A 26,345-nucleotide genomic window follows, 5' to 3' on the forward strand; every position below is an offset into this window, starting at 1 on the left:
GTATGGTGGGAGGTGGGCATGGCGGTAAAATTAGAACAATTAATCGCTCAGACAATTTTGCAGGGATTCGATGCGCAATACGGCCGTTTTCTGGAAGTCACCGCCAGCGCCCAGCATCGCTTTGAACAAGCGGATTGGCACGCAGTACAGCAGGCAATGAAAAAGCGTATTCACCTCTATGACCACCACGTGGGATTAGTCGTTGAACAGCTAAAACACATCACGGACCAACGCCATTTTGATGCCGCATTTTTGGCGCGAGTGAAAGAGATTTATACCGAGTTATTACCGGACTATCCACGTTTTGAAATCGCTGAAAGCTTTTTTAATTCTGTTTACTGCCGCTTGTTTAAGCATCGCGATTTAACCACAGATAAGCTGTTTGTCTTCAGCTCACAACCCGAAAGACGCTTTCGCGAGATCCCTCGGCCATTAGCGCGTGATTTTGCGCCAAAAGGCAATATAAGTGGCATGTTGCAGGTGGTGCTCAATGACTTACCGTTGCGATTACCATGGGAAAATTTGCCTCGTGATATCGATTATATTGTGGCTTCTCTGCATCAGACTTTTACGCAGGAGCAACTTAGTGAGGCCCGTTTTCAAATCGCCAACGAGCTTTTTTACCGCAACAAAGCTGCGTGGTTGGTGGGTAAACTGCGTTTACCCGAAGGCGTGTTCCCCTTTTTGCTACCGATTCATCACGATGAGTCCGGTACGCTTTTCATCGATACCTGTTTGACCAGTAAGGCCGAAGCCAGCATCGTATTTGGCTTTGCTCGCTCCTATTTTATGGTTTATGCGCCACTGCCTGCGGCATTGGTCGAATGGCTACGAGAAATACTACCGGGGAAATCGACAGCTGAGCTATATATGGCGATTGGCTGTCAGAAGCACGGTAAAACTGAAAGCTATCGTGAATACCTCACTTTCGTCCATCAATCTAGCGAGCAGTTTATTATTGCTCCCGGCGTAAAAGGCATGGTGATGTTGGTCTTTACCCTACCATCATTTGATCGCGTATTTAAGGTCATTAAAGACCAGTTCGCACCGCAAAAAGAGGTCACTCAGGCGCGGGTGTTAGAATGCTATCAATTGGTTAAGGAGCACGATCGCGTTGGGCGTATGGCCGATACCCAAGAGTACGAAAATTTTGTGATTGATAAGCACCGTATCAGCCCAGAGCTGTTGGCAGAACTTCAGCTTGAAGTTCCTGAGAAACTGGAAGATTTAGGCGATCAAATCATCATTAAGCACCTGTATATGGAACGGCGCATGACACCGTTGAATCTCTATATGGAACAGGCGGATGATCAACAGTTGAAAGATGCCATCGAGGAATACGGTAATGCCATCAAACAGTTGGCGGCGGCTAATATCTTCCCCGGCGACATGCTATTTAAGAACTTCGGTGTGACTCGCCACGGGCGGGTGGTGTTCTACGATTACGATGAAATTTGCTATATGACAGAGGTCAATTTCCGCGATATTCCCCCACCGCGCTATCCGGAAGACGAGATGGCCAGCGAACCTTGGTACAGCGTGTCACCCAATGATGTCTTCCCTGAGGAATTCCGTCATTTCTTATGCAGTGACCCGAAAGTCAGGCACTTCTTTGAGGAAGTGCACAGTGACTTGTTCCACGCCAGTTATTGGCGCGGGTTGCAGCAGCGTATTCGGGAGGGGCATGTGGAGGATGTTTTTGCCTATCGCCGGAAACAACGTTTCTCCCAGCGAGTGATCTCTTGAGGGTAGCGACATGCTGCACGCACTCAGATGAGTTTAGATCGCTATACCTTGATTGATCATGCATGAATCATTTGATGCAGTGAGGTGAGGGCTGGCAGAAGAGTAAAGCGTCCGCGCCAGGACGGCGCGGCTCGAGCCTCCAAGGATGGATTTACGGCGTCTTTACGATCGGCCTGTTCTCTCTGAACGATATGAGAGCTTCCATTTTTCTAACTACGACTCCCACCGCCGTAGGATTGCGTGATCTCTTTCGCTGCATGGATAACTAACGCACCCAACTCCGTAACGCGATCATCTGTAATGCGAGATACCGGACCAGAGATCGAGATTGCGGCAAATGCCTCGTGGTGTTCATCGAACAAACAAGCAGCGATACAACGCAGACCGAGAGCATGCTCTTCATCATCAAATGAATAGCCTTGCTTGCGAATCAACGCCAAATTCTCTTTTAAGCTGGCTGGATTGGTGCGGGTATGTTGGGTATAGGCATGTAACCCTTTTTTATGTAACAGCTGCACCAACTGCTCATCCGTTAGTGTGGAGAGAAAGGCTTTACCTGCCCCAGAGGCATGCATAGGCAGCTTACCGCCAATAGGCGCAGACATTCGCATCAACGCCGTACATTGCACCTGATCGATAATGATGGCCTGATAATCGCTATGATCTAAAACGGCTAAATTTACCGTTTCGCCAGACTCATCCATCAAACGCCGTAACATCGGGTGTACCATGGCGAGCAGATTACGGCTTTGCAAAAAGCTACTGCCGACAATAAAGGCGTGAGCCCCCATGGTCCAAAGCCCTAAATCCCCCACCTGACGCACAAAACCTTGCTGTTGCATCGTAGTCAGAAGGCGATGAGTCGTTGAGTTCGGTAAACCCGCCTGCTGCGCTAAATCCGTCAGTGCCACACTTCCTTGCGCTTCGGAAATATATTCCAATAATTTAAGTCCACGTGTTAATGACTGAACTTGACCCGTTGCTGCAGGGGTGGTTTGCGCGGCAGTCTTAGGTTTCTTTCCCCGTTTTATTGAAATCGGTAATGCCATAAGTCAGCCTCATCTTTATTTTTATGGAATTCATTTTCGTTTTTCAATTATGCATGCAAACTCGAAAAAATGCTCATCCGATGAGTTTGCTCTTCTACCTGAAAAAGTCTCAACTGTGAGCTGACTCATTACATGAGTAACTTGTGCTAGGATGACAGACGGGTATGTCGAATGGATTATTTTTGCAACAGGGTAAAGAGGCGGCAGTGGTGGATACAGTCACAAATAATAAAATTAAGACGTTGCATCAGCAATTAACAAAGCGAATTTTGGTACTGGACGGTGGTATGGGCACCATGATCCAGAGCTATCGGCTGGAAGAAGCAGATTATCGCGGTGCGCGTTTTGCCGATTGGCCAAGTGACCTGAAAGGTAACAATGATTTATTGGTCCTTTCTAAGCCGGAAGTCATCACTGCCATACATAATGCCTACTTGGAAGCGGGCGCAGATATTCTCGAAACCAATACATTCAACTCGACCACCATCGCGATGGCAGATTATCAGATGGAGTCACTGTCCGCTGAGATTAACTACGAAGCTGCCCGTTTGGCCCGTATCTGCGCTGATGAATGGACGGCTCGCACACCTGAAAAACCGCGCTATGTCGCTGGGGTGCTTGGCCCGACCAACCGCACTGCATCTATCTCCCCAAAGGTTAACGATCCCGCATTCCGTAATGTCAGTTTTGATCAATTGGTTGATGCCTATCGGGAATCAACCCGTGCGCTGATTGAGGGTGGTGTCGATCTGATTATGATTGAAACCGTCTTTGATACCCTGAATGCCAAAGCGGCCACCTTCGCCGTCGAATCCGAATTTGAAGCGATGGGCGTGCTGTTGCCTGTCATGATTTCCGGCACAATCACCGATGCCTCGGGCCGAACGTTATCGGGTCAAACGACGGAAGCGTTTTATAACTCGTTACGTCACGTTAAGCCGATCTCCTTTGGCCTGAACTGTGCCTTGGGGCCAGATGAATTACGTCAATATGTCGCTGAGTTATCGCGCATCTCTGAATATTATGTCAGTGCTCACCCAAACGCTGGGTTGCCAAATGCCTTTGGTGAATACGATCTTGATGCCAAAGAAATGGCTGAACATATTGGCGAGTGGGCGCAGGCAGGATTCCTGAATATTGTTGGTGGTTGCTGCGGCACCACACCACAGCATATCGCGGCGATGGCGAAAGCGGTCGAAGGTGTGCCGCCGCGTCCTTTACCTGATATCCCCGTAGCTTGTCGTTTGGCGGGGCTGGAACCCCTGACTATCGATGCTAACACACTGTTTGTTAACGTCGGTGAGCGTACCAACGTGACCGGTTCTGCTCGATTCAAACGGTTGATAAAAGAAGATAAATACGACGAAGCCTTGGAAGTTGCGCTCCAACAAGTGGAAAGCGGCGCGCAGATCATCGATATCAACATGGATGAGGGGATGCTGGACGCAGAAGCGGCCATGGTACGTTTTCTCAATCTGATTGCCGGTGAGCCTGATATCGCGCGCGTTCCAATCATGATCGACTCCTCCAAATGGGATGTGATCGAAAAAGGGCTGAAATGCATTCAGGGCAAAGGCATTGTTAACTCAATTTCAATGAAAGAAGGCGAAGAAGCCTTTATTCACCATGCCAAATTGGTTCGTCGCTATGGTGCCGCCATGGTTGTGATGGCATTTGATGAGGTGGGACAGGCAGATACCCGCGCCCGTAAAATCGAGATTTGTCGACGTGCCTACAAGATTTTGACTGAAACGGTGGGCTTCCCGCCGGAAGATATTATTTTCGACCCGAATATTTTTGCTGTGGCAACAGGGATCGAAGAGCATAACAACTACGCTGTTGATTTTATTGAGGCTTGCGCGGATATCAAAGCTGAGCTGCCTCATGCCATGATTTCCGGCGGCGTCTCCAACGTTTCCTTCTCCTTCCGGGGTAACGATCCGGTGCGTGAAGCGATCCACGCGGTGTTCTTGTATTACGCCATTCGTAACGGGATGGACATGGGGATCGTGAACGCGGGTCAGTTGGCGATTTATGATGATTTATCCGATGAGCTGCGTGATGCCGTCGAGGATGTCATTCTCAACCGCCGCAGTGACAGCACCGAGCGCTTACTGGATCTGGCAGAAAAATACCGTAGCAGTAAAAGTGATGAAGTGGCGATTCAACAAGCAGAATGGCGCGGCTGGCCAGTCGTGAAACGCTTGGAGTACTCACTGGTCAAAGGCATTACTGAGTTTATCGAAGCGGATACCGAAGAGGCCCGCCAGCAAGCTGATCGCCCCATTGAAGTGATTGAAGGGCCATTGATGGCTGGGATGAATGTGGTCGGCGACCTGTTTGGCGAAGGGAAGATGTTCCTACCGCAGGTGGTGAAATCCGCGAGGGTGATGAAACAGGCGGTGGCCTACCTCGAACCTTATATTGAGGCCAGCAAACAGAAAGGAACAACGGCGGGTAAAATCCTGCTGGCGACGGTAAAAGGCGATGTTCATGACATCGGTAAAAACATCGTTGGCGTAGTATTGCAGTGTAATAACTACGAAATTATCGATCTTGGCGTGATGGTGCCGACGGAAAAGATTCTGCGTACAGCACGAGAAGAAAACGTGGATATCATCGGCTTATCTGGTCTGATAACGCCGTCGCTGGATGAAATGGTGAACGTGGCGAAAGAGATGGAGCGCCAAGGTTTTACCTTGCCGTTGCTGATTGGCGGTGCGACCACGTCCAAAGCGCATACCGCGGTTAAAATCGAGCAGAACTACAGCGGCTCGACGACCTATGTTTCAAATGCTTCGCGCAGTGTTGGTGTGGTTTCCGCGTTGTTATCGGATACACAGCGCGATGATTTTGTTGCTAAAACGCGCAAAGAGTATGAAACCGTCCGTATTCAACATGCGCGTAAAAAACCACGTACTCCGCCTGTCAGCTTACAAACTGCGCGGGATAACCAAACCGTCATTGATTGGGAAAACTACACGCCGCCCGTGGCGCACAAGTTAGGTGTACAAGCGGTGGAAGCGAGCATTGAAACTCTGCGCAATTACATCGACTGGACGCCATTCTTTATGACGTGGTCGTTGGCGGGCAAGTATCCGCGCATTCTGGAGGATGAGGTTGTCGGCGAAGAAGCTAAGCGCCTGTTTGCTGATGCTAATGACATGCTGGATAAACTGTCAGTAGAAGGATTGCTGCATCCTAAAGGTGTCGTCGGCCTGTTCCCTGCCAACAGTGTAGGGGATGACATCGAAATCTACCGCGATGAGCGCCGTGATGACGTGCTGGTAGTCAGCCATCATTTGCGCCAGCAAACCGAGAAAACCGACTTCCCGAACTATTGCTTGGCCGATTATGTCGCCCCGAAAGCCAGCGGCAAAGCGGATTATTTTGGCGCATTTGCCGTGACGGGTGGCTTGGAAGAAGACGCATTGGCGGACGCCTATGATGCGCAGCATGATGACTACAACAAAATCATGATTAAGGCATTGTCGGACCGTTTGGCGGAGGCTTTCGCTGAATATCTGCATGAGCAGGTGCGTAAAGTATATTGGGGGTTTGCGCCTCATGAAAACCTGAGCAATGAAGAACTGGTGCGTGAAAACTATCAGGGCATTCGCCCTGCACCAGGCTATCCCGCTTGCCCAGAGCACACCGAAAAAGGCCAAATCTGGCAGTTGCTCGATGTGGAAACTCACACGGGAATGAAGCTGACCGAGTCTTACGCTATGTGGCCAGGCGCATCGGTATCAGGCTGGTACTTCAGTCATCCCGACAGCAAGTACTTTGCCGTCGCGCAGATTCAGCGGGATCAGGTCGAAGACTATGCCGCGCGCAAAGGGATGCCAGTGGCAGAAGTTGAACGCTGGTTAGCGCCCAATTTGGGCTACGATGCGGATTAATTTCTAACAGCTCAACGTGTTCATTCGACAAATAAAAGGAGATAGCCGCAATGGCTATCTCCTTTTTTTAATCCGCATTTAATAAAAACCATAATGCAGTACGTTTTTGAGCATGGTATCTGATGGGGGAGATAGAAAATGCCCAACAGCGTCAGGCATTTTATTGACGACACGTTATTTCTTATCTTTATTCACCGGCTTGCCTGACCAATAACCCGCGAGCAATGAGCCGGAGAGGTTGTGCCATACCGAGAACAGCGCGCCGGGTAGGGCGGCCAACGGTGAGAAGTAAATTTTCCCCAGTGTGGCGGCCAGTCCTGAGTTTTGCATACCGACTTCAATTGCCAATGTGCGGCAAGTCGATTCATCAAAACCAAACAATTTCCCACCCCAGTAGCCGCTTAATAGGCCAATGCCGTTATGCAGGATAACCGCAATAATCACCACAAACCCGACGGAAGCAATATGGCTTTGGCTACCCGCCACCACAGCACTGATGATAGCCACAATACAAACCATCGACATCGCCGGAAGATAAGGCTCAATGCGCTTAATGGTTTTGGTAAAGGTATGGTGGACAATCAAACCCGCCGTAATCGGGATAACCACGATTTGCAGAATACTTTTTAGCATCCCGACGACATCAACACTGATAGTGGCATCAACATAGAAACGGGTCAGAAGTGGAGTGGCAAAAACACCCACCAGTGTTGAGACGGCAGAGATTGTCACCGACAGTGCAACATCACCTTTTGCGAGGTAAATCATCACATTTGATGCCGTTCCACTGGCAACACTCCCCACCAGTACCATGCCAGCAGAGAGATCGGGTGGCATGCGGAAAAGGATCGCGAGAATCCATGCGGTGAGCGGCATAATCAGGTAATGCAGAAAAGTCGCTGCTGCTACGGGGGCTGGGCGTGACAGCACACGTTTGAAATCATCTAGCCGTAGGGTGACCCCCATGGCAAACATAATCAACATCAATAGTGGGCCAACATAGGGGCCAATACCGATAAAAGTGCTCGGTCGGAAATAGGCTGCGACTGAGAGCAGCAATGCCCATAGCGGGAACAGACGGGTGATTTTTACCAACATGAAGCGAGAGTCCTTAATCGTCAGTGTCAGAAATATGAAAAAACCGGACGCAAGTGTCCGGTTTACAATCTGTTTATATTATAACGCTGGTTATTATTCAAACGGCATGTTGTTCAAGTCACATATTACTCATGCTCGAACCAATCATTATTCAAACAAATTATGATGCAGCGTTTGCACCACTTTCTCGGCATCACTGCCCGGAATCAGGAAGCAAAGATTATGGCTGCTGGCCCCGTAGCAAATCATGCGAATATTGAATGGATCGAGTACGCCAAACACTTCTTTCCCCACACCGCAAGACTGAGACAGGTCGTTGCCGATAATCGCCACCAGCGCCAGATCCTCTTCTACTTCCACACGGCACAGAGAAGAAAGCTCGGTCAGTAGTGAAGTGGTCAGCAGGCTATCACCGATAGATGTTGAACCGGTGGTATCCAGCGTCAGTGCGACACTCACTTCAGAAGTGGTAATCAAATCCACTGAAATATTGTGGCGCGCCAAAATGTTAAACACTTCAGCCAGAAAACCGCGTGCATGCAACATGTTTAGGCTGTGCAACGTGAGCAAGGTTTGTTTGCGGCGCAGTGCTAAAGCACGGAACAAGGGTGGATTTTCGGTTTTATTGCACACCAGAGTGCCACCTGCGGCGGGATCTTTGCTTGACCCAACAAATACCGGAATATCGCTACGAACGGCGGGTAATAGCGTGGCCGGATGCAGTACTTTGGCACCAAACGTCGCCATTTCAGCCGCTTCTTCAAATGCAATCTTATCGATGCGTTTTGCTGCGGGCACCACACGTGGATCGGTTGTGTAAATCCCCGGCACGTCAGTCCAGATATCAATGCGGCTGACGTTGAGTGCCTCACCCAATAGGGCCGCAGTATAATCACTGCCGCCACGGCCCAGCGTCGTTGTTCTGCCTTTGCTTTCGCTGCCAATAAACCCTTGAGTCACGATGATGGCGTGCTCAATACGGGGTGCTAATTGAGCTTGAGCCAATTCAGCTAATGCCACAGTATCAGGTTCAGCACGGCCGAAACGGTCATTGGTGCGCATGATTTTACGCACATCAAACCATTCGACGGCAACTTGGCGCTGGCGCAGCAATTCGACAAACAGCAGCGTCGACATTAATTCGCCGTGACTGACTAACTCATCGGTCAGGGCCGCCGACGTCGCCAAGCTGGCGGCTTCAGACAGCATCGCAATATTTTCCAGCATGCGTTCAATTTCTTCACGGATCACGACGGGATTACCGAGTTTAACGAGAATCGCGTCTTGAATGCGGTGAATGTCATCTAAATGCTGTTCGCGCTGTTCAGGCTCGCAGCCATCGGCAAGGGCGACCAACAGATTGGTAATACCGGCAGAAGCCGACAAGATCACCAAACGAACATCCGGGTTCGATAAAACCACATCAGCGCTGCGGTTCATGGCATCAAAATCAGCCACACTGGTGCCACCAAATTTGGCCACCACGGTCGCAGAAGAAGTGCGGTTAGTCTGTTGTTGTGTTGCGCAATTCATTTAAAACCTCGTGTCAGGGATGCCATCTTGGGTGGTCATCTGTATTCGCCTTGGCACAAGGAAAGAGCGGTAAGTCAGGGGGCAGGCGTAGAAATAACACTACGTTACACCCAGAAGCGCTCCACCTTGTTGACCGCCCGAAAGGAACGGCATGGGTGACAACCCAGGGGATTCAGCCCCTGCAGTCGACACGTTGATAGCCGAAGTCATCGTGCCTCGGCGTCGCTCCCCCTCGAATGTCTTCAGCGGATTACGGCTCCTCCGACATTTTACCTGGGCGACGCACCTCTTCTGGCTTACGCACTGAGTGCGCAAGTAGGTGTTTAGGAATAACGGGTTATGCGTTCTCTGTCAACGATATGACCATGATGTATTTTCATCTTTAATAATTAGCTCCGTCATATCACTAAATTAACTGGATACTGGCTGAGATATGGACGACTGCTAAGATTGAAACTCTAAAGACGAACTGGCGTAGCAAGAAAACAGGGATGAGATCAAGTGTTGTTTCGAGAGATAACACCTATCGCAAGAAAAGAGATCTCAATCACACCCGAACAGGATACAATTAGGCCATTCGTTTCATTATCCTTAAGCCTAGAAGAGCGCCGCTATGAAAAATATCAATCCTAGTCAAACCGCTGCCTGGAAAGCGTTACAGCAACACTTTGAACAGATGAAGGACGTCACAATCCGCGATCTGTTTGCCAAGGACGACCAGCGTTTTAGCAAGTTTTCAGCCACCTTTGACGATCAAATGCTGGTGGATTTCTCCAAAAACCGTATTTCCAGCGAAACCCTAGAAAAGCTGCAAGCTCTGGCGAAAGAAACCGATTTAGCGGGCGCCATTAAGTCCATGTTCTCGGGCGAGAAAATCAACCGCACTGAAGACCGTGCCGTGTTGCATGTGGCATTGCGTAATCGCAGCAATACGCCGATTGTTGTCGATGGCAAGGATGTGATGCCAGAAGTGAATGCGGTGCTGGCGAAAATGAAACAGTTCTGCGATCGCGTGATCAGCGGTGAGTGGAAAGGCTATACCGGTAAAGCCATTACTGATGTGGTGAATATCGGTATCGGTGGCTCAGACCTCGGTCCTTACATGGTGACTGAAGCGCTGCGCCCCTACAAAAATCATCTGAATATGCATTTTGTTTCTAACGTTGATGGCACTCACATTGCAGAAACGTTGAAACCACTGAACCCAGAAACGACGCTGTTCTTAGTGGCATCTAAAACCTTCACCACCCAAGAAACCATGACCAACGCCCACAGCGCGCGTGACTGGTTCTTGTCTACTGCCAGTGATGTGAAACATGTGGCTAAACATTTTGCGGCATTGTCCACCAATGCTAAAGCAGTTGGCGAGTTTGGTATTGATACCAACAACATGTTTGAGTTCTGGGATTGGGTCGGCGGTCGTTATTCCCTGTGGTCAGCGATCGGTCTGTCTATCGCGTTGTCAGTAGGCTTTGAACATTTCGAAGCAATGCTCAGTGGCGCACATGCGATGGATAAACACTTTGCTGAAACCCCTGCCGAACAGAACCTGCCTATCTTGTTGGCGCTGATTGGTATCTGGTACAACAATTTCTTCGGCGCAGAAACCGAAGCTATCCTGCCTTATGATCAATACATGCACCGTTTCCCTGCTTACTTCCAGCAAGGCAATATGGAATCTAACGGTAAGTATGTGGACCGTAATGGTCACCCAGTGGATTACCAGACGGGGCCAATCATCTGGGGCGAACCGGGAACCAACGGTCAGCACGCGTTCTATCAGTTGATTCACCAAGGCACCAAATTGGTCCCTTGTGATTTTATCGCGCCCGCTATCAGCCATAACCCATTAAGTGATCATCACGCTAAGCTGCTGTCCAACTTCTTTGCGCAGACGGAAGCACTGGCGTTTGGTAAATCACTGGCTGACGTTGAAGCGGAATTTGCCGCTGCCGGTAAAACGCCTGAACAAGTGGCTCATGTTGCGCCGTTCAAAGTGTTTGAGGGTAACCGCCCAACGAACTCCATCCTGCTGCGTGAAATTACGCCATTCAGTCTGGGGGCTTTAATTGCGCTGTATGAGCACAAAATCTTCACGCAAGGCATTATCCTCAACATTTACACCTTCGACCAATGGGGTGTTGAACTGGGCAAACAACTGGCTAACCGCATTTTGCCAGAGCTGGCAGACGATAAAGCGGTCACCAGCCATGACAGCTCAACGAATGCGTTGATTAACCGTTTCAAGAACTGGCGTTAAGCTTACCGGCTTAAGCTCTTGATCCGTGCTTGTTAGCCCCTTACTCAGTAAGGGGCTTTTTTTGGCTCGGATAATTTTCCAACTTTAACAGGGGGGATTTATGGCCAAAAATTCGCGTTCTCAATGGGTCGCCAAAAATCTACAGCGCTTATTGAATGCAGGATTAATTGTTCTCGCGGCGATTTTGGTGGTTTTTTTAGTGAAAGAAACCATTCATCTGGGGCAGATGCTATTTGTCAATAATCAGGAAACCTCGTCATATATGCTGATTGAAGGCATTGTGATTTATTTCCTGTATTTCGAGTTTATTGCCTTGATTGTTAAGTACTTTGAATCAGGCTATCACTTCCCACTACGCTACTTTATCTATATCGGTATCACGGCCATTATTCGGCTAATCATCGTCGATCATGAAAATCCGATTGATACGCTGATTTATTCGGGTTCAATTTTGTTGTTGGTGGTGACGTTGTATTTGGCGAATACGGATCGTTTAAAACGAGAGTAACCTGCGGGTAAGCCGTGTTTGGGATATAAAATAAAAATGGCGGCCGCGAGGCCGCCCTAAAGACACAGTACCAGAGGATTAAAGTACAGCAAGTGAAGCAGCGGCATAAATTCAGATAACTGATAATGCTAATCGAAGGGGAAATGTTCCGTTGGGGCCGTAGTCGCGTAAGCGACCGGAGCGCCCGTAGGAACAGTCATCCCTTTAGCACCAATCTAACCTTTCACCCCACCGGCGGTTAGGCCACCGACCAACCAGCGTTGTGCTAGCAGGAAGACGGTGGTGATAGGGATGGCAGAAAGCACAGCGGCAGCGGCAAAGTCGCCCCACAGGTAGTTTTGTGGATTCAGATATTGCTGCATTCCCACCGCCAAGGTGTAACTCTCCACATCACGCAGTAACAATGAGGCGACCGGTACTTCGGTGATGGCGGCAATAAACGACAGAATAAACACCACGGCTAAAATAGGGACCGACAGCGGTAACAGTACCAGCCGGAAAGCTTGCCACGGAGTCGCACCGTCTAAGGCTGCGGCTTCCTCCAGTGAGTTATCAATGGTTTCGAAGTAGCCCTTGATCGTCCAAACGTGTAGCGCTATCCCCCCCATATAAGCAAATATCACGCCGCCGTGGGTATTCAGACCGATAAACGGCATATATTGCCCGAGGCGGTCGAAGAGGGCGTACAAGGCCACCAGTGATAGCACCGCAGGGAACATTTGGAAAATCAGCATACTTTTCAGCAGGGTGTTTTTACCGCGAAAACGCATACGGGCAAAGGCATAGGCACAAGTTGTCGACAGTGAAACAATGCCAATTGCCGTGATCACCGCAATCTTAACGGAGTTCCATAGCCACAACATGACGGGGAACGGCGGTGGCGTTACGCTACCGTCTGCATGGGTGATGCTGATACCCAAGGCTAGCTTCCAGTGCTCCCACGAAATTTGGTCGGGGATCAAACTGCCGGTCGCGAAGTTACCCGGCCGCAGTGAAATGGTAATGACCATCAGCAGCGGGAACATGATCAGCGCGATAAAGCACAGCATGAGAAAATGGGTGCCTAATAGACGCAAACGTTGGGATTTAGGTTGAACCATAGCCATCTGCATCTCCTCCTTAGTCAAAATTCATTTTGCTGGCTTTCAAATTCAGTATCGCGAGCGCGCCTACCAGTATGAAAATCAACGTTGCGATAGCCGCTGCCAGCCCAAAGTCCTGCCCACCGCCACCTTCAAAGGCGACACGATAGGTGTAGTTGACCAGCAAATCGGTATATCCCGCAGGGGTGCTGGTACCAATCATATCTGGGCCGCCTCGGGTTAATAACTGAATCAGCACAAAGTTATTAAAATTAAAGGCAAAACTGGCAATCATCAGCGGTGTTAACGGCTTAATCAGTAACGGGAAGGTAATCCGGAAAAAGTTCTGGAACGGGCCTGCGCCATCCATTGCTGAGGCTTCATATAAATCATCGGGGATGGCTTTGAGTAATCCCATGCACAGAATCATCATGTAGGGGTAACCGAGCCACGTATTCACAATCACAATCATGCTCTTGGCGGTGAGTGGATCGCTAAACCATTCAGGCTTAATGCCAAACAGTTGGTTAAGCATCAGGTTAATTTCCCCGAAGCTTTGGTTAAATAACCCTTTGAAAATCAAAATAGAAATAAATGAAGGTACCGCATAGGGCAAGATCAGGAGCACCCGGTAGATGGCTTTGCCTTTTAGGGCATCCCATTGCACCACGCAGGCTAGTATCATGCCAACGGCAACCGTGAGGACGACGCTGATGACGGAAAACAGGATGGTCCAGATGAAAATAGAGATAAAGGGTTTCTGGATACCTTCATCGTGCAGCACTCGCAGGAAGTTTTTCCAGCCAATGGTGACGGTAAAGCCGGGGCTGAGTTTTTCATTTTCCCACTGCCCATCAGCATTCACGGCTTGATAGAAACCGATATCCGTATTAGGCCGATAGACGACCCCTGTCTGCTTGTTGATCAGTTCTTGGCCATCATCAGCCAGTTTGTAGAGTGGGCTGGTTCCGGAGAATTGGCGCAGTGAACTCATGCGCAATTCGCCCCCATCAGGCAAGGTAGCCACTAAGCTGCTTAATGCTTGGCGATTCTGGGTAATGATCCGCAGTGACGCGCGTTCGCCGGTTTGTTCCGCGCTAGCTGGGGTGACTTTTAATTTATGTTCACCAACAGTATCGAAGCTAAAAGGCTCAGAAATCAGGACGGTATTATCGTCTGGGTTGGTCAGTTGCAAGCGCCATTGGTCATCACTCGGATACAGGCCAAAGGCAAAAGTTTTACCGGTTTGGAACTGCCGGTCCATCAAGACGGATTGAGCACGCTCGAAGGTTAATTGGTTGGTGCTGCTATAGTTGGTAAACGCGATGGCAATGGTGCAAATCAGGGGGAATAGAACAAACAACCCCATCCCAGCCACGCCAGGATAAACATAACGCCATGCATAAGCGCGGCGATTAGCGAAAACATAGAGTCCCAGACTCACCAGAATCAGCGTGACAATGGCAAAAAGATATTCACCTTGAGAATACATCAACACGATCAAATAGCAGGTGAAGAGACTTAATGCGCCGATAACCAGCCATTTAAGGACATCACTTTGCCACCAGGCAACTCTCTTTTTACGGCTTTCATATTCGGTGTGGGATAACTGCATAATATTCCCTTTCTACTCTTCGTACTTGAAGTTGCTGCGGCGTAAGCGGTTAACGCCACCGCAAACCGTGTTGGGGCATAGCGAACTATGCCCCTTTTGCAGGTGATGCTGTTATTTGGTGATACGTGCTGCTGCGTCGTTCAGTGCAGCTTCCACGGTTTGACGCCCAGTAATGGCGTTCAGCACCGCACTACGGGTGGCATACCAGAAGGCGGCCATTTGTGGAATATTCGGCATGATTTCGCCTTTAGTGGCGTTATCCATGGTAGCCGCAATACGAGGGTCTTTTGCCAATTGTTCTTGGAATGACTTCAGTGCTACTGCGCCTAAAGGCTTGTCTTTGTTGACTTCAGCCAGACCTTGGTCAGTAATCAGGTAGTTTTCCAAGAATTCAGTAGCGAGTTCTTTATTCGGGCTGGCGGCATTAATCCCTGCCGTCAGAACACCGACGAATGGCTTAGAGGGTTGTCCATGGAAGGTTGGCAGTAAGGTCACGCCATAATTAATTTTGCTCTTATCAATGTTGGACCATGCCCATGGGCCATTGATGGTCATCGCTGTTTCACCTTTATTAAAGGCTGCTTCTGCGATGGAGTAATCGGTATCCGCATTGATGTGCTTATTTTTCACCAGATCGACAATAAATTGCAGACCTGCTTTCGCACCGGCATTGTTCACGCCCACGTTTTTCACGTCGTAAACACCGTTTTCAGATTTGAAGGCGTAACCGCCATCAGCCGCAATGAGTGGCCAAGTGAAGTAGGGTTCTTGCAGGTTCCACATGATGGCGCTTTTGCCATTGGCACGCAGTGTTTTATCCAGCGCAGGGATCTCTTCCCATGTCTTAGGCGCTTCTTTGACCAAGTCTTTATTGTAAATCAGTGACAGCGCTTCGACTGCCACAGGGTAACCAATCAACTTGCCATTAAAGCGAACGGCATCCCAAGTGAACGGGAACAGTTTTTCTTGGAAGGCTTTTGACGGCGTCAATTCAGCCAGTAAGCCAGACTGCGCGTAGCCGCCAAAACGGTCATGCGCCCAGAAGATGATATCTGGGCCATCACCCGTTGCGGCGACTTGCGGGAATTTCTCTTCTAATTTATCTGGATGCTCGACGGTGACTTTGATGCCGGTGTCTTTCTCAAATTTCTTACCGACTTCTGCCAGCCCGTTATAGCCTTTATCACCATTGATCCAGATAACCAGTTTACCTTCTTCAATTTTGGCAAAAGCAGAGGAAGAGAGCACCAGCGTCGTTAACGCTGAAAGGGCCAAAACACGTGCGGTCTTACTTATGCCGGATTTTGTGAAGCTGCGAGTCATAATCCAATCCTTTTATCCAATTTTGTGGGTACTCACTTTTTGGTGAACCATTATTGGCAATTAAGTTTGCCTGCTGTTTTCAGGCCGCTGTTGCCTTGAGTCACTCAGTGAGGAGGGTGTGGCAGCGTTGCAAAAATGTTGAGCTGCAAACAAGTTATTACACTGACTAATACATTACGCTGACATATTGAGTCACAACCGGATACAGCATCATCCTCCCCCCCTCTACGCCCCCCAGCGAGTAAATGTGAGCCAGTTAACATTGCTGCCTATTCTGTGGTGTTAGGCACAATAATGTAGGTCGAAATTTGCAAGGGAGATCACGTATTTGTATTTACGGTGGAACTTCTACCCCACCTATTCGTTCCCTCATCCTCCCATCTCCTCCCCCATGAAAAACTTTGTTACGGATGATTACCAAACAGTCGCACTGCCGCATTATCGCCAACATTGAAAAAACAGCCCTCATTGAAAAGCAGCGCCAGCGCCATCGCAGCTAAGTGGCCCCTTTAATGTGGTTGTTTGGTTAGTTTTTACCCAGCCAGATCAAGACGTTGAAGCGTTAATTAACGTGCAGCCCTATACTCAGGCCGCGACGTCGTCCGGGGCAACCGGCTCAAAGCTTGGCGGAACGACGCGTAGCAAGAGAGTCATCAGGGCTGGGAGTTATCGACGGGCTATGCCGGGATTTGCTTCCGCCATTTTTCTTCATTCAAGTTTTTTGAAAAGTTGTTTGCGTAAGCAAAGGAGTAACAGATGGCTAATGTAACGCTGAGTGGCGTTTATAAGGCCTTTGGTGAGGCTGTGATTTCCAGAGATATCAATTTGGAAATCGATGACGGTGAATTTGTGGTGTTTGTTGGCCCATCCGGATGTGGAAAGTCAACGCTGCTGCGGATGATTGCCGGTCTTGAGGACATTACCTCGGGTGAGTTGTTGATTGGCGGTAAGCGCATGAACGATGTACCGCCTTCTGAGCGCGGCATCGGCATGGTGTTTCAGTCCTATGCACTTTATCCCCATCTGTCTGTGGCCGAAAACATGTCGTTTGGCCTGAAATTGGCGGGCGCAAAGAAAGCCGAAATCAACCAACGGGTGAATCAGGTAGCAGAAGTGCTACAGCTGGCTCACCTGTTGGACCGCCGGCCAAAAGCGTTATCAGGCGGGCAGCGTCAGCGTGTGGCGATTGGCCGTACCTTGGTCGCGGAGCCCGATGTTTTCTTGCTCGATGAACCGTTATCTAACTTGGATGCCGCACTACGAGTGCAGATGCGCATTGAGATATCGCGCCTCCATAAGCGCCTGCAACGCACCATGATTTACGTCACCCATGATCAGGTCGAAGCCATGACATTGGCCGACAAAATTGTGGTGCTCGATGCGGGCAATGTTGCGCAGGTAGGTAAGCCACTCGAGCTGTACCACTACCCAGCCAATCGCTTTGTCGCGGGCTTTATCGGCTCGCCAAAAATGAATTTTTTACCGGTTAAAGTGACCGCCGTTGAACCAAACCAAGTGCAAATAGAGCTACCCAACCCAAATGGCCAATTAGTGTGGCTACCGGTAGAGGGCACTCGGGTTCATGTCGGCGCGAATATGTCTTTGGGGATCCGCCCGGAACATTTGCTGCCAAGCAGCGCCTCTGAAGTCACGCTGGAAGGCGAGATTCAAGTGGTCGAGCAACTGGGTAACGAGACTCAAATTCATATCCAAATCCCGGCAATACGTCAGAACCTGGTTTACCGCCAGAACGACGTGGTGCTGGTAGAAGAAGGTGCAACATTCGCCATCGGTTTGCCTCCACAACGTTGTCATCTGTTCCGTGAAGATGGCACTGCGTGTAAACGGCTTTACCAAGAGCTGGGTGTCTAGTGATAGCAACGCCCTGCGACGGAAAATGTTAAGCACGCATGCCAAAAGGCAAATATAACAGGAGATTACTGATGACTACTCTGCGCAAGTTACCGATAGCACTGGCTGTTGCCGCTGGTGTCCTTTCCACTCAAGCGATGGCTGTTGATTTCCACGGGTACGCGCGTTCCGGTATCGGCTGGACAGCAAGTGGTGGCGAGCAACAATGTTTCAAAGCAACCGGTGCTCAAAGTAAATACCGTTTGGGTAACGAATGTGAGACGTATGCGGAAATTAAGTTAGGCCAAGAGTTGTGGAAAGAAGGTGATAAGAGCTTCTACTTCGATACTAACGTCGCCTATTCCGTTTCACAACGTGATGACTGGGAATCCACATCACCGGCTTTCCGTGAAGCCAACGTGCAGGGTAAAAATCTGATCGAATGGTTGCCAGGGTCCACCATGTGGGCGGGTAAACGCTTCTATCAACGTCATGACGTCCATATGATTGACTTCTACTACTGGGACATTTCTGGTCCAGGTGCAGGTTTAGAGGCTATTGATCTGGGCTTCGGTAAGTTATCTGTGGCTGCTACGCGTAACTCTGAAGCGGGCGGTTCAAGTGCTTGGATCGACAATCAACGTAAAGATGCCGACCACACTGTCAACGATGTGTACGACATTCGCTTAGCCGGTTTAGAAACTAACCCAGGCGGCACACTTGAGTTTGGTGTCGATTATGGCCGCGCCAATACCCAAGACGATTATGCATTAGCACCGGGCGCATCGAAAGATGGCGTGATGCTGACCACTGAACACACCCAAAGCATGATGGGTGGCTTTAACAAATTTGTTATCCAATATGCCACTGACTCCATGACCTCCTATAACAGCGGTCATTCTCAAGGGGCATCAATCAATAATAACGGCCATATGCTGCGTGTTATCGACCACGGTGCCATCAATCTGGCCGAGAAGTGGGACATGATGTACGTCGCGTTATACCAAGATACTGATTGGGATAACAACAACGGGACTACTTGGTACAGCGTGGGTGTGCGTCCAATGTACAAATGGACCCCTATCATGAGTACCTTGCTGGAAGCTGGCTATGACAATGTGAAGTCACAACATACCGGCGAGCGTAACGGCCAGTACAAACTGACTCTGGCACAACAATGGCAGGCAGGCGACAGCATTTGGTCACGTCCGGCAATCCGTATCTTCGCAACTTATGCCAATTGGGATGAGAAGTGGGGCTACAACAATGTGTCAGGCAGCCCGGATAATGGTTTAGCGCAAAACGGTACGATTGGTACTGACAGCCGCGGTAAGAACAACGAAGTGACCTTCGGTGCACAATTCGAAGCTTGGTGGTAACAGTCGTGTTGCAGCCGTCCTTAGGGGCGGCTGTCCTGTTTTGATGAGGTGGGTTACGGCCCGTTTCCAATAAGATAAAGCGAGACACCCGCAATCATTCAAGTGGTCGCCAAGGTGCAGGCAACTTGAAGTTTGACGGGAATCATTGGTTAACTCTGCCGACCTTGCCTGTGCACAGTTAGCGCTGACGCTCAATGTATAAGGTATAACAATGAAAAAGAATCTGCTGACACTCTGTTTGGCATTGGCTCTAGGGGTCACCGCACCTCTGGCAGTGCAGGCCGAATCAACGATATCTCCGGCGAATGTGTCTATCGCGCCGACAATCAGTACTGCCACTCTACAGCAGTTGCCGTGGCAGCCATTAGTGCCACCTACAACGCAAGACGTCAAACTTACGTCTGTCAGCCCACAAATCTCGCAAGGGAACATTGAAGGTGCGGTTGCGGCCTTTGCATTGCCCGCAGACCGTGGCTCGATGGAAATCACGCTCAGTAGCCTAGTGGCGGATAACCAGTTGTACTCGCCAAGCGTCTTGGTGCTCGATGAGCAAATGCGCCCAGCAGCTTATTATCCTGCCAGCTATTTCACCTATGAAAAAGCCGGCATCATGACCAGCGACCGTCTGCAAGGGGTGATGAAACTGACACCTGCGTTGGGCCAGAAACAGATTTATCTGTTGGTCTATACCACCCGTGAAGATCTGGCTAAAACCACTAAGCTGCTCGATCCCGCTAAGGCTTATGCCATGGGCGTGGGTAACGCAGTACCGGACATCCCAGATCCAATTGCTAAGCATACGCCTACGGGCAACCTAAAAATCAAAGCCACTGCCGAGCAAGGCATGGGTAACGTGATGATAGGCTTAATTCAGTCAGCACCGGCTTCGCCTCCTGTTGTGGTAGGCAGCACACAAACTGCGGCGGTCGCGGCACCAGCGCCAGCGCCTGTGAAACCGGCAGAACCGATGCTGAGCGAGACTGAAAACTACTTCAACCAAGCGATTAAAGACGCGGTGAAATCCGGTGATGTCGATAAGGCGCTGAAATTGTTGAACGAGGCGGAACATTTGGGCTCAACTTCAGCCCGAAAAACCTTTATTGGCAGTGTAAAAGGCAAGGGTTAATCCCGGCACTGCCGAATATGGCTAGATGATTGGTGCGCTTTGGCGCACCTTTTTTTATGGGGCGGTATGTGCAGCGACTGCGCCTTATCTTGTTTTATGCAATATCTTCTTTACCCGATGACCTCTCTAGAGCTTCGATGCTGCGCATCCTTTTGCTGAATTTATCGGCGTTAATTGGTTGTTGTGGTTATGATAATCAGATGCCGCCCTTGGCTCATTCTGCGCTACAATAGCGCTCTCTTTCGTCATTATTAAATCCCCAGCAGGGAGCTAGTCGCATGTCTATCGGCGATGCATCAATTTTAAAGCCTATCGAATGGTGTGCCATTGAACAGCCCGATATTCCCGCCAATATTGCTGATTGGTTGATGGAATTAGGCTCAATGACTCGGCGCTTTGAGCAGCATTGCCAGCGAGTCCATGTCGAACCGCAACGTGAATGCTTCGTGACACGCGATGAATTAGGTGAAGATGCGGCACATTTACCCGTAAGTGAACGCTATTGGCTGCGGGAAATCATCTTATGTGGTGATAATGAACCTTGGCTACTGGGGCGCACGGTCATTCCCGAAGAAACCTTGTCAGGCCCAGACCGTGCGCTGGTGGATTTAGGGACGATACCGCTCGGGCGCTATTTATTTGGTGGCGATAATTTAACGCGGGATTATATTCAGGTAGGGCGGCAGAATGCGCTATGGGCGCGCCGCTCATTGCTACGCCTATCAGGCAAACCCTTGTTACTGACAGAAGTTTTTTTACCGGCCTCGCCGCTTTATTCGGTTTTTGCAGGCTGAGTTGGCTGTGAGATTTAGGAGATGGATAAATTGAAGGGAAGTATTGACCAAAGCAAATGGCGGGCTTATTGCCGTTTGATGCGCATCGATAAGCCGATTGGCTCCTTATTATTGTTGTGGCCGACATTGTGGGCGCTATGGTTGGCGGGGCAAGGCATTCCTGAGGTTCAGATACTGATTGTTTTTGTCTTAGGGGTCTTCTTCATGCGCGCGGCGGGCTGCGTCGTCAATGATTATGCTGACAGGAATATTGATGGCTATGTGAAGCGTACGGCCTCTCGGCCGCTGCCCAGCGGTGCCATTAGTGAAAAAGAGAGCAAGATCCTGTTCGTCACCTTGGTACTGCTTTCGTTTGGCTTAGTCTTAACCCTGAATCGCATGACCATCGGGCTATCACTGGCGGCACTGGCGCTGGCTTGGGTGTACCCGTTTATGAAAAGGGTTACCCATCTACCTCAGGTGGTTTTGGGGGCTGCTTTTGGTTGGTCAATCCCGATGGGATTCGCGGCAGTCAGCGAAAGTTTGCCCTTAGTTTGTTGGCTACTATTCTTGGCCAATATCTGCTGGACGGTCGCTTACGATACGCAATATGCGATGGTTGATCGTGATGATGACCTCAAAATTGGGGTTAAATCTACTGCCATTCTCTTTGGTCAACATGACAAACTGATCATTGGATTGTTGCAATTAGCGACATTGGTACTGATGGTCGCCGTTGGCTGGCTGATGAATCTGGGCGGGGCATTTTATTGGTCATTACTGCTCGCAGGGGCGCTGTTTGTTCATCAGCAGAAGTTGATTGCTCAACGTGAGCGTGATGCCTGCTTCCGAGCATTTCTAAACAATAACTATGTGGGATTGGTGCTATTTTTAGGCATTCTGGTGAGCTACCTATAAAAAATGGCCAGAGGGTAAGTCTGGCCACTTTTATTGTTTGCTAACCGATACTGTTTGCTAACCAATATTGTTTAGCTAACAGTATTGTCACGCTAACCGATTAATTTTCCGATTTATCTTCTTCAGGTTCTGGCAACTGTTCGCTGGTTTCCGCTGGCATACTGACACTCTCAATCGTCAGCTTCACTTCCGGCGTCATCAAGGCGCTCAACATATTATAAACTTCCAATGTCTGTGCCTGAACAGCATCACCCGTATCACTGATATAACCTTCTTCACGCAGTGTGCCCACCAACGTTGAGAAGACGGCTTTATCAAAGAATTCAGGTGCGTTAATGCCATGCAGAACTGACAAACGTTGCGCCATGATACGGCTCTCTTTCTCCAGCGCCCCACGATTGATACTTGGATTTGCACTGAGTAACGACAGCGTAATCGCGTAACGTTGCAGTGTTTCTCGGACACCCGCAGCCAATAATTGCAGTGGACGAATACGGGCTGGATTCAGCACCAACTCATTCCCTTTGTCGCAAATAAGCTGCTGACGCGCCAGTTCATCAACCAAGGTATCCAGCGTATGCGGTAACTGCTCTTTGCTGTAATGCAGGAACAATTCGGCTTTTAGCATCGGATAAATCATGCCAATCTGACGCAGCAACTCAGCGCGAGTAATGCGGCGGTGGTACATCACCATGCTGGCAATCAGCGACGGTAACATCAGCAAGTGCTGGATATTATTGCGGTAATAAGTCATCAGCACGGCTTGTTCCCGTGGCAGGATGATGATGTCACCGATATTGTCTTTCTCCACCTCGAACTTATTCATATTCAAGGCGTGATTCAGTAACTCTTCCGGCGTTTTATCCGGAACAGTGACGTCTTTCGCGTAAGGTACGTTGCGCATCAATTGCAGGTAGCAATCGAGTTGCTCAAGTAACTGCTCGCGAGTCAGTGAGCGCTGGCGTGAGGCCAATAATGCGGTAGAGCAGAGGTTCATGGCGTTTGCCGCTGCCGCATTGTTGATTCTAACCATGATCTTGCCAGCCAAATCATTCACTGCTGGTGTCAGCCAAGTTGGACGCTGTGCTTCAATCGGATCGATAGCATCCCGCCATTGCGGCACATTCGTGTTCAAGTAGGTGGTCAGCGGAATGGGTTCACCAAAGTTAACATAGCCCTGACCGAGATTACGTAACTTGCGCAAGCCACGTAGCATCTGCAGTAAGTTCTCTTTCTCTTTGGTCGCACCACGCAGTTCTTTGGCGTAAGTGCCCACTTCCATGACATGCTCGTAGCCAATATAAATGGGCACTAAGGTAATGGGGCGTGACCCACCACGAAGCATGGCCTGAATGGTCATCGACAGCGTGCCGGTTTTAGGCTCTAACAAACGACCCGTGCGTGAACGGCCGCCTTCAACAAAGTATTCTACCGAATAGCCACGCGTAAACAGCTCACCCAAATACTCACGGAACACCGTTGAATAGAGTTTATTGCCTTTAAAAGTACGGCGGATAAAGAACGCACCCAAACGGCGGAAAATCGGGCCAGCAGGCCAGAAGTTAAGGTTAATACCGGCAGCAATATGAGGAGGTACTAACCCTTGATGATAGAGCACGTAGGAGAGCAGCAAATAATCCATATGGCTGCGATGGCAAGGCACATAAACAATCTCATGGCCATCTTGCGCCAACTGCCGTACTCGCTCAGCGTTATGGACGTTGATGCCTTGATACAGGCGGTTCCATGTCCAGCTCAATACCCTGTCAGATAGACGTACGGCTTCATAAGAGAAGTTTGCCGCAATCTCTTCCATCAACGTAATGGCATTTTGCTGTGCTTTCTCGTGGGATATTTTTTTAGTCCGCGCTTCATCGGCAACGGCTTTTTCAATCGCTTTAGAGGCCAGCAGCTTATTGAACAGATCCTGACGGGCTGGCAAACTTGGGCCGACCGCCGCCAAACGCTGACGAGAGAAGTGCATCCGCGCCACGCGAGCCAGTTTATGAGCGATTGTTTTATCTGTGCCATGCTCACTGGCCATCCGGCGCAGTGACACCGTGGTTGAGAACCGGACAAAACTATCGCGGCCTAGCCACAAGACAGCAAAGAACTTCTCAACGCCGTTCAATACCCGCAGATGAGGTGTGCCGTGACCTTCGCGCCCAGGTGAGCGACCAAACATCACGGAAACCGGTAGCATCTGGATATCTAATTCCGGATTATTACGATGTAAATCCAAATAATCGTGGAATAACTTCACTGACTCTTGTTTTGGTGCGTAATAGCGAAAGACCCTTGGACCATTATCGATAAAGACATGGCTTGGGAGTTGTACGCCATCAATTTCCAATGGAATCAAAGGGTCGGGCAGATCTTGTGCCTGACATTGCGCTCGCAAAGTCAGCAAATCTGCCTTGGAATTATAAGGTAAAACGTACAGAATTGGACGAGATGGGTCTAACCCTAACTCAGTCACAGGATCTGCCGGAATAACCTTGCTTTTTACCAACAATTTAAGTGGTAAATTCAATAACTTATAATATATTTTACGCCAACCTGACATGACAACTTGAAGCCTCTTGTTAGCAATTCATCGCAAGGATACCAGAAACTGGTTTTTAGATCTGTGGTGATGAGACAACAGAAAGCGGTAAAAATCATCATCTCCTTAAGATAAAGGCAATAAAACATGGCAAATCAGTTAACAGGGCTAACCCGAATCTACAAAGCAGCGGGTTATTCTGCGAAAGGCTTAATCGCAGCTTGGCACAATGAAGCGGCTTTTCGCCAAGAGGCTGTCGTTGCGCTCGTGGCTATCATACTGGCGTTCTGGCTAGATTTAGATGCTGTAGCCCGCATTTTATTGATTGGTAGCGTTGTTCTAGTGATTATTATTGAAGTTATCAATAGTGCAATTGAAGCGGTAGTCGACCGTATCGGCAGTGAGTTTCATGAGCTATCCGGCAGGGCTAAAGATATGGGCTCTGCTGCCGTGTTTTTAGCTGTTCTGCTGGCTATTTTTGTCTGGATATCTGTACTTTGGCACCATTTGAGTTGACGCTATGGCGCATAAAGCCGCGGCGAGTTCACAACAGGACACAATTAAGCTGTGATTAATCCCTGTTTTTATTCACTCTTTGGTTCCCAATATCCGCTTACCTGTATATACTCACAGCAAAACTGTATAAACAAACAGGGGGCGGAATGAAAGCACTTACGACCAGACAGCAAGAGGTTTATGACCTGGTGCGCGATCACTTGGCGCAAACTGGTATGCCACCGACCCGTGCTGAAATTGCGCAGCGTCTGGGATTTCGTTCTCCTAACGCTGCTGAAGAGCATTTAAAAGCATTGGCCCGTAAAGGCGTGATAGAGATTGTCTCTGGCGCTTCGCGTGGCATTCGTTTGCTGATGGAAGAAGAAGAGGGCCTGCCACTGATTGGGCGGGTTGCTGCAGGTGAACCACTGCTGGCACAGCAACACATCGAAGGGCACTATAAAGTTGATCCTTCAATGTTTAAGCCGAGCGCAGATTTTCTGCTGCGGGTTAATGGAATGTCGATGAGAGATATCGGTATTCTGGATGGCGATCTACTAGCCGTACATAAAACGCAGGATGTGCGGAACGGGCAAGTGGTTGTGGCACGTATCGATGATGAAGTGACAGTAAAACGCCTTAAAAAGCAGGGTAGCATCGTACAGCTGCTGCCAGAGAACAGCGAGTTTGAGCCGATCGTCGTTGATCTGCGCGAACAAAGCTTCACCATTGAGGGATTGGCTGTTGGCGTCATCCGTAATGGGGACTGGATCTGAATTAATTGACCGCAATATACCCTTCCCATCAGAAGGGTATATTATCCATTTCCCTACAATCTTTCTTATCATATTTAAATTGAGAGCATTCCGATAATACATTATTACCTGCTGTTTTAACTGAATATTCTCAGTCGCTATTTTTGCTTTCTTGATCTAAATCCAGTCATTAATATCAACCAGCCTTTAATTATCAGTCTCCTCTGCTATAGTTATTCCTACGATAAATATTTCTACTGATGCTTAAATAAGTTAATAACTATAAATTATTAGTTTATATAGATGGCGTTAGATGCTTATTAATATGGAAAATATTTATCGTGTTGAATTAAATAAACTGACTAATCCAAAGATTACGGAGATATC

General features: G+C 49.1%; 18 protein-coding genes and 1 riboswitch. Of the genes, 11 read left to right on the forward strand and 7 right to left on the reverse strand.

All coding sequences use genetic code 11. From position 1 onward, the window contains the following. The first annotated feature begins 18 nt into the window (after positions 1-18). Complete coding sequence (gene aceK, locus DA391_RS01485; protein ID WP_108087279.1) at positions 19-1,746, forward strand: bifunctional isocitrate dehydrogenase kinase/phosphatase; 1,728 nt, start codon at positions 19-21, stop codon at positions 1,744-1,746. A 209-nt stretch (positions 1,747-1,955) separates the two neighbouring features. Here aceK and iclR read toward each other — a convergent pair whose 3' ends face one another. Further along, positions 1,956-2,795 (reverse strand): glyoxylate bypass operon transcriptional repressor IclR, encoded by an 840-nt coding sequence (iclR, locus tag DA391_RS01490; protein ID WP_050082950.1) that lies wholly within the window; start codon positions 2,793-2,795, stop codon positions 1,956-1,958. A 206-nt stretch (positions 2,796-3,001) separates the two neighbouring features. On the opposite strand from iclR, the gene metH reads away from it, so the two are divergent. Further along, positions 3,002-6,697 carry a methionine synthase gene (metH, locus tag DA391_RS01495; RefSeq protein WP_072084811.1) on the forward strand — a complete coding sequence of 1,232 codons (3,696 nt, stop codon included), beginning with the start codon at positions 3,002-3,004 and terminating at the stop codon, positions 6,695-6,697. 174 nt (positions 6,698-6,871) lie between these two features. On the opposite strand, the gene panS is transcribed toward metH, so the two are convergent. Together panS and lysC are read right to left on the reverse strand one after the other, a co-directional pair. After that, entirely contained in the window at positions 6,872-7,795 is a 924-nt protein-coding gene (panS, locus tag DA391_RS01500) for a ketopantoate/pantoate/pantothenate transporter PanS (protein WP_050082946.1), read from the reverse strand. Positions 7,796-7,942: 147 nt separating this feature from the next. Beyond that, on the reverse strand, positions 7,943-9,328 hold the full coding sequence (gene lysC, locus DA391_RS01505; protein ID WP_050286678.1) for a lysine-sensitive aspartokinase 3: 1,386 nt from the start codon (positions 9,326-9,328) through the stop codon (positions 7,943-7,945). Between the two features lie 106 nt (positions 9,329-9,434). After that, positions 9,435-9,627, reverse strand: a riboswitch (Lysine riboswitch). Between the two features lie 314 nt (positions 9,628-9,941). Here lysC and pgi point away from each other — a divergent pair. Continuing rightward, positions 9,942-11,588: a glucose-6-phosphate isomerase gene (pgi, locus tag DA391_RS01510; protein WP_108087280.1), complete on the forward strand. Its 1,647-nt coding sequence runs from the start codon at positions 9,942-9,944 to the stop codon at positions 11,586-11,588. 100 nt (positions 11,589-11,688) lie between these two features. Next, entirely contained in the window at positions 11,689-12,096 is a 408-nt protein-coding gene (gene psiE, locus DA391_RS01515) for a phosphate-starvation-inducible protein PsiE (RefSeq protein ID WP_050082942.1), read from the forward strand. A gap of 215 nt (positions 12,097-12,311) precedes the next feature. Here psiE and malG read toward each other — a convergent pair whose 3' ends face one another. From malG to malE, 3 genes are all read right to left on the reverse strand, one after another. Further along, the gene (malG, locus tag DA391_RS01520) at positions 12,312-13,202 is read right to left on the reverse strand and encodes a maltose ABC transporter permease MalG (RefSeq protein WP_019212305.1); all 891 of its coding nucleotides are present in this window, start codon (positions 13,200-13,202) and stop codon (positions 12,312-12,314) included. 13 nt (positions 13,203-13,215) lie between these two features. Next, the gene (malF, locus tag DA391_RS01525; protein WP_050286677.1) at positions 13,216-14,793 is read right to left on the reverse strand and encodes a maltose ABC transporter permease MalF; all 1,578 of its coding nucleotides are present in this window, start codon (positions 14,791-14,793) and stop codon (positions 13,216-13,218) included. A 111-nt stretch (positions 14,794-14,904) separates the two neighbouring features. Then, positions 14,905-16,116 carry a maltose/maltodextrin ABC transporter substrate-binding protein MalE gene (gene malE, locus DA391_RS01530; protein ID WP_019212307.1) on the reverse strand — a complete coding sequence of 404 codons (1,212 nt, stop codon included), beginning with the start codon at positions 16,114-16,116 and terminating at the stop codon, positions 14,905-14,907. A 756-nt stretch (positions 16,117-16,872) separates the two neighbouring features. Here malE and malK point away from each other — a divergent pair. The 5 genes from malK to ubiA all read left to right on the forward strand — a co-directional run bounded on the left by malK (position 16,873) and on the right by ubiA (position 22,163). Further along, entirely contained in the window at positions 16,873-17,988 is a 1,116-nt protein-coding gene (malK, locus tag DA391_RS01540; RefSeq protein ID WP_019212308.1) for a maltose/maltodextrin ABC transporter ATP-binding protein MalK, read from the forward strand. Between the two features lie 71 nt (positions 17,989-18,059). After that, complete coding sequence (locus DA391_RS01545) at positions 18,060-19,346, forward strand: maltoporin (protein ID WP_050082939.1); 1,287 nt, start codon at positions 18,060-18,062, stop codon at positions 19,344-19,346. A 211-nt stretch (positions 19,347-19,557) separates the two neighbouring features. Further along, positions 19,558-20,472 (forward strand): maltose operon protein MalM, encoded by a 915-nt coding sequence (malM, locus tag DA391_RS01550; protein WP_050082936.1) that lies wholly within the window; start codon positions 19,558-19,560, stop codon positions 20,470-20,472. 278 nt (positions 20,473-20,750) lie between these two features. After that, entirely contained in the window at positions 20,751-21,266 is a 516-nt protein-coding gene (gene ubiC / locus DA391_RS01555; RefSeq protein ID WP_050082934.1) for a chorismate lyase, read from the forward strand. A 30-nt stretch (positions 21,267-21,296) separates the two neighbouring features. After that, on the forward strand, positions 21,297-22,163 hold the full coding sequence (ubiA, locus tag DA391_RS01560; protein WP_050082965.1) for a 4-hydroxybenzoate octaprenyltransferase: 867 nt from the start codon (positions 21,297-21,299) through the stop codon (positions 22,161-22,163). Between the two features lie 100 nt (positions 22,164-22,263). Here ubiA and plsB read toward each other — a convergent pair whose 3' ends face one another. Continuing rightward, positions 22,264-24,729, reverse strand: a complete 2,466-nt coding sequence (plsB, locus tag DA391_RS01565; protein WP_050082933.1) for a glycerol-3-phosphate 1-O-acyltransferase PlsB — start codon at positions 24,727-24,729, stop codon at positions 22,264-22,266. A gap of 126 nt (positions 24,730-24,855) precedes the next feature. Between plsB and DA391_RS01570 the strand changes: the two genes are divergently transcribed. Beyond that, positions 24,856-25,224, forward strand: coding sequence for a diacylglycerol kinase (locus DA391_RS01570; protein WP_050082932.1), 369 nt, complete (start codon positions 24,856-24,858; stop codon positions 25,222-25,224). A 146-nt stretch (positions 25,225-25,370) separates the two neighbouring features. Then, complete coding sequence (gene lexA / locus DA391_RS01575) at positions 25,371-25,979, forward strand: transcriptional repressor LexA (protein ID WP_019212315.1); 609 nt, start codon at positions 25,371-25,373, stop codon at positions 25,977-25,979. Positions 25,980-26,345: the final 366 nt, after the last annotated feature.

The organism is Yersinia massiliensis, assembly GCF_003048255.1.
GTDB lineage: Bacteria > Pseudomonadota > Gammaproteobacteria > Enterobacterales > Enterobacteriaceae > Yersinia > Yersinia massiliensis_A.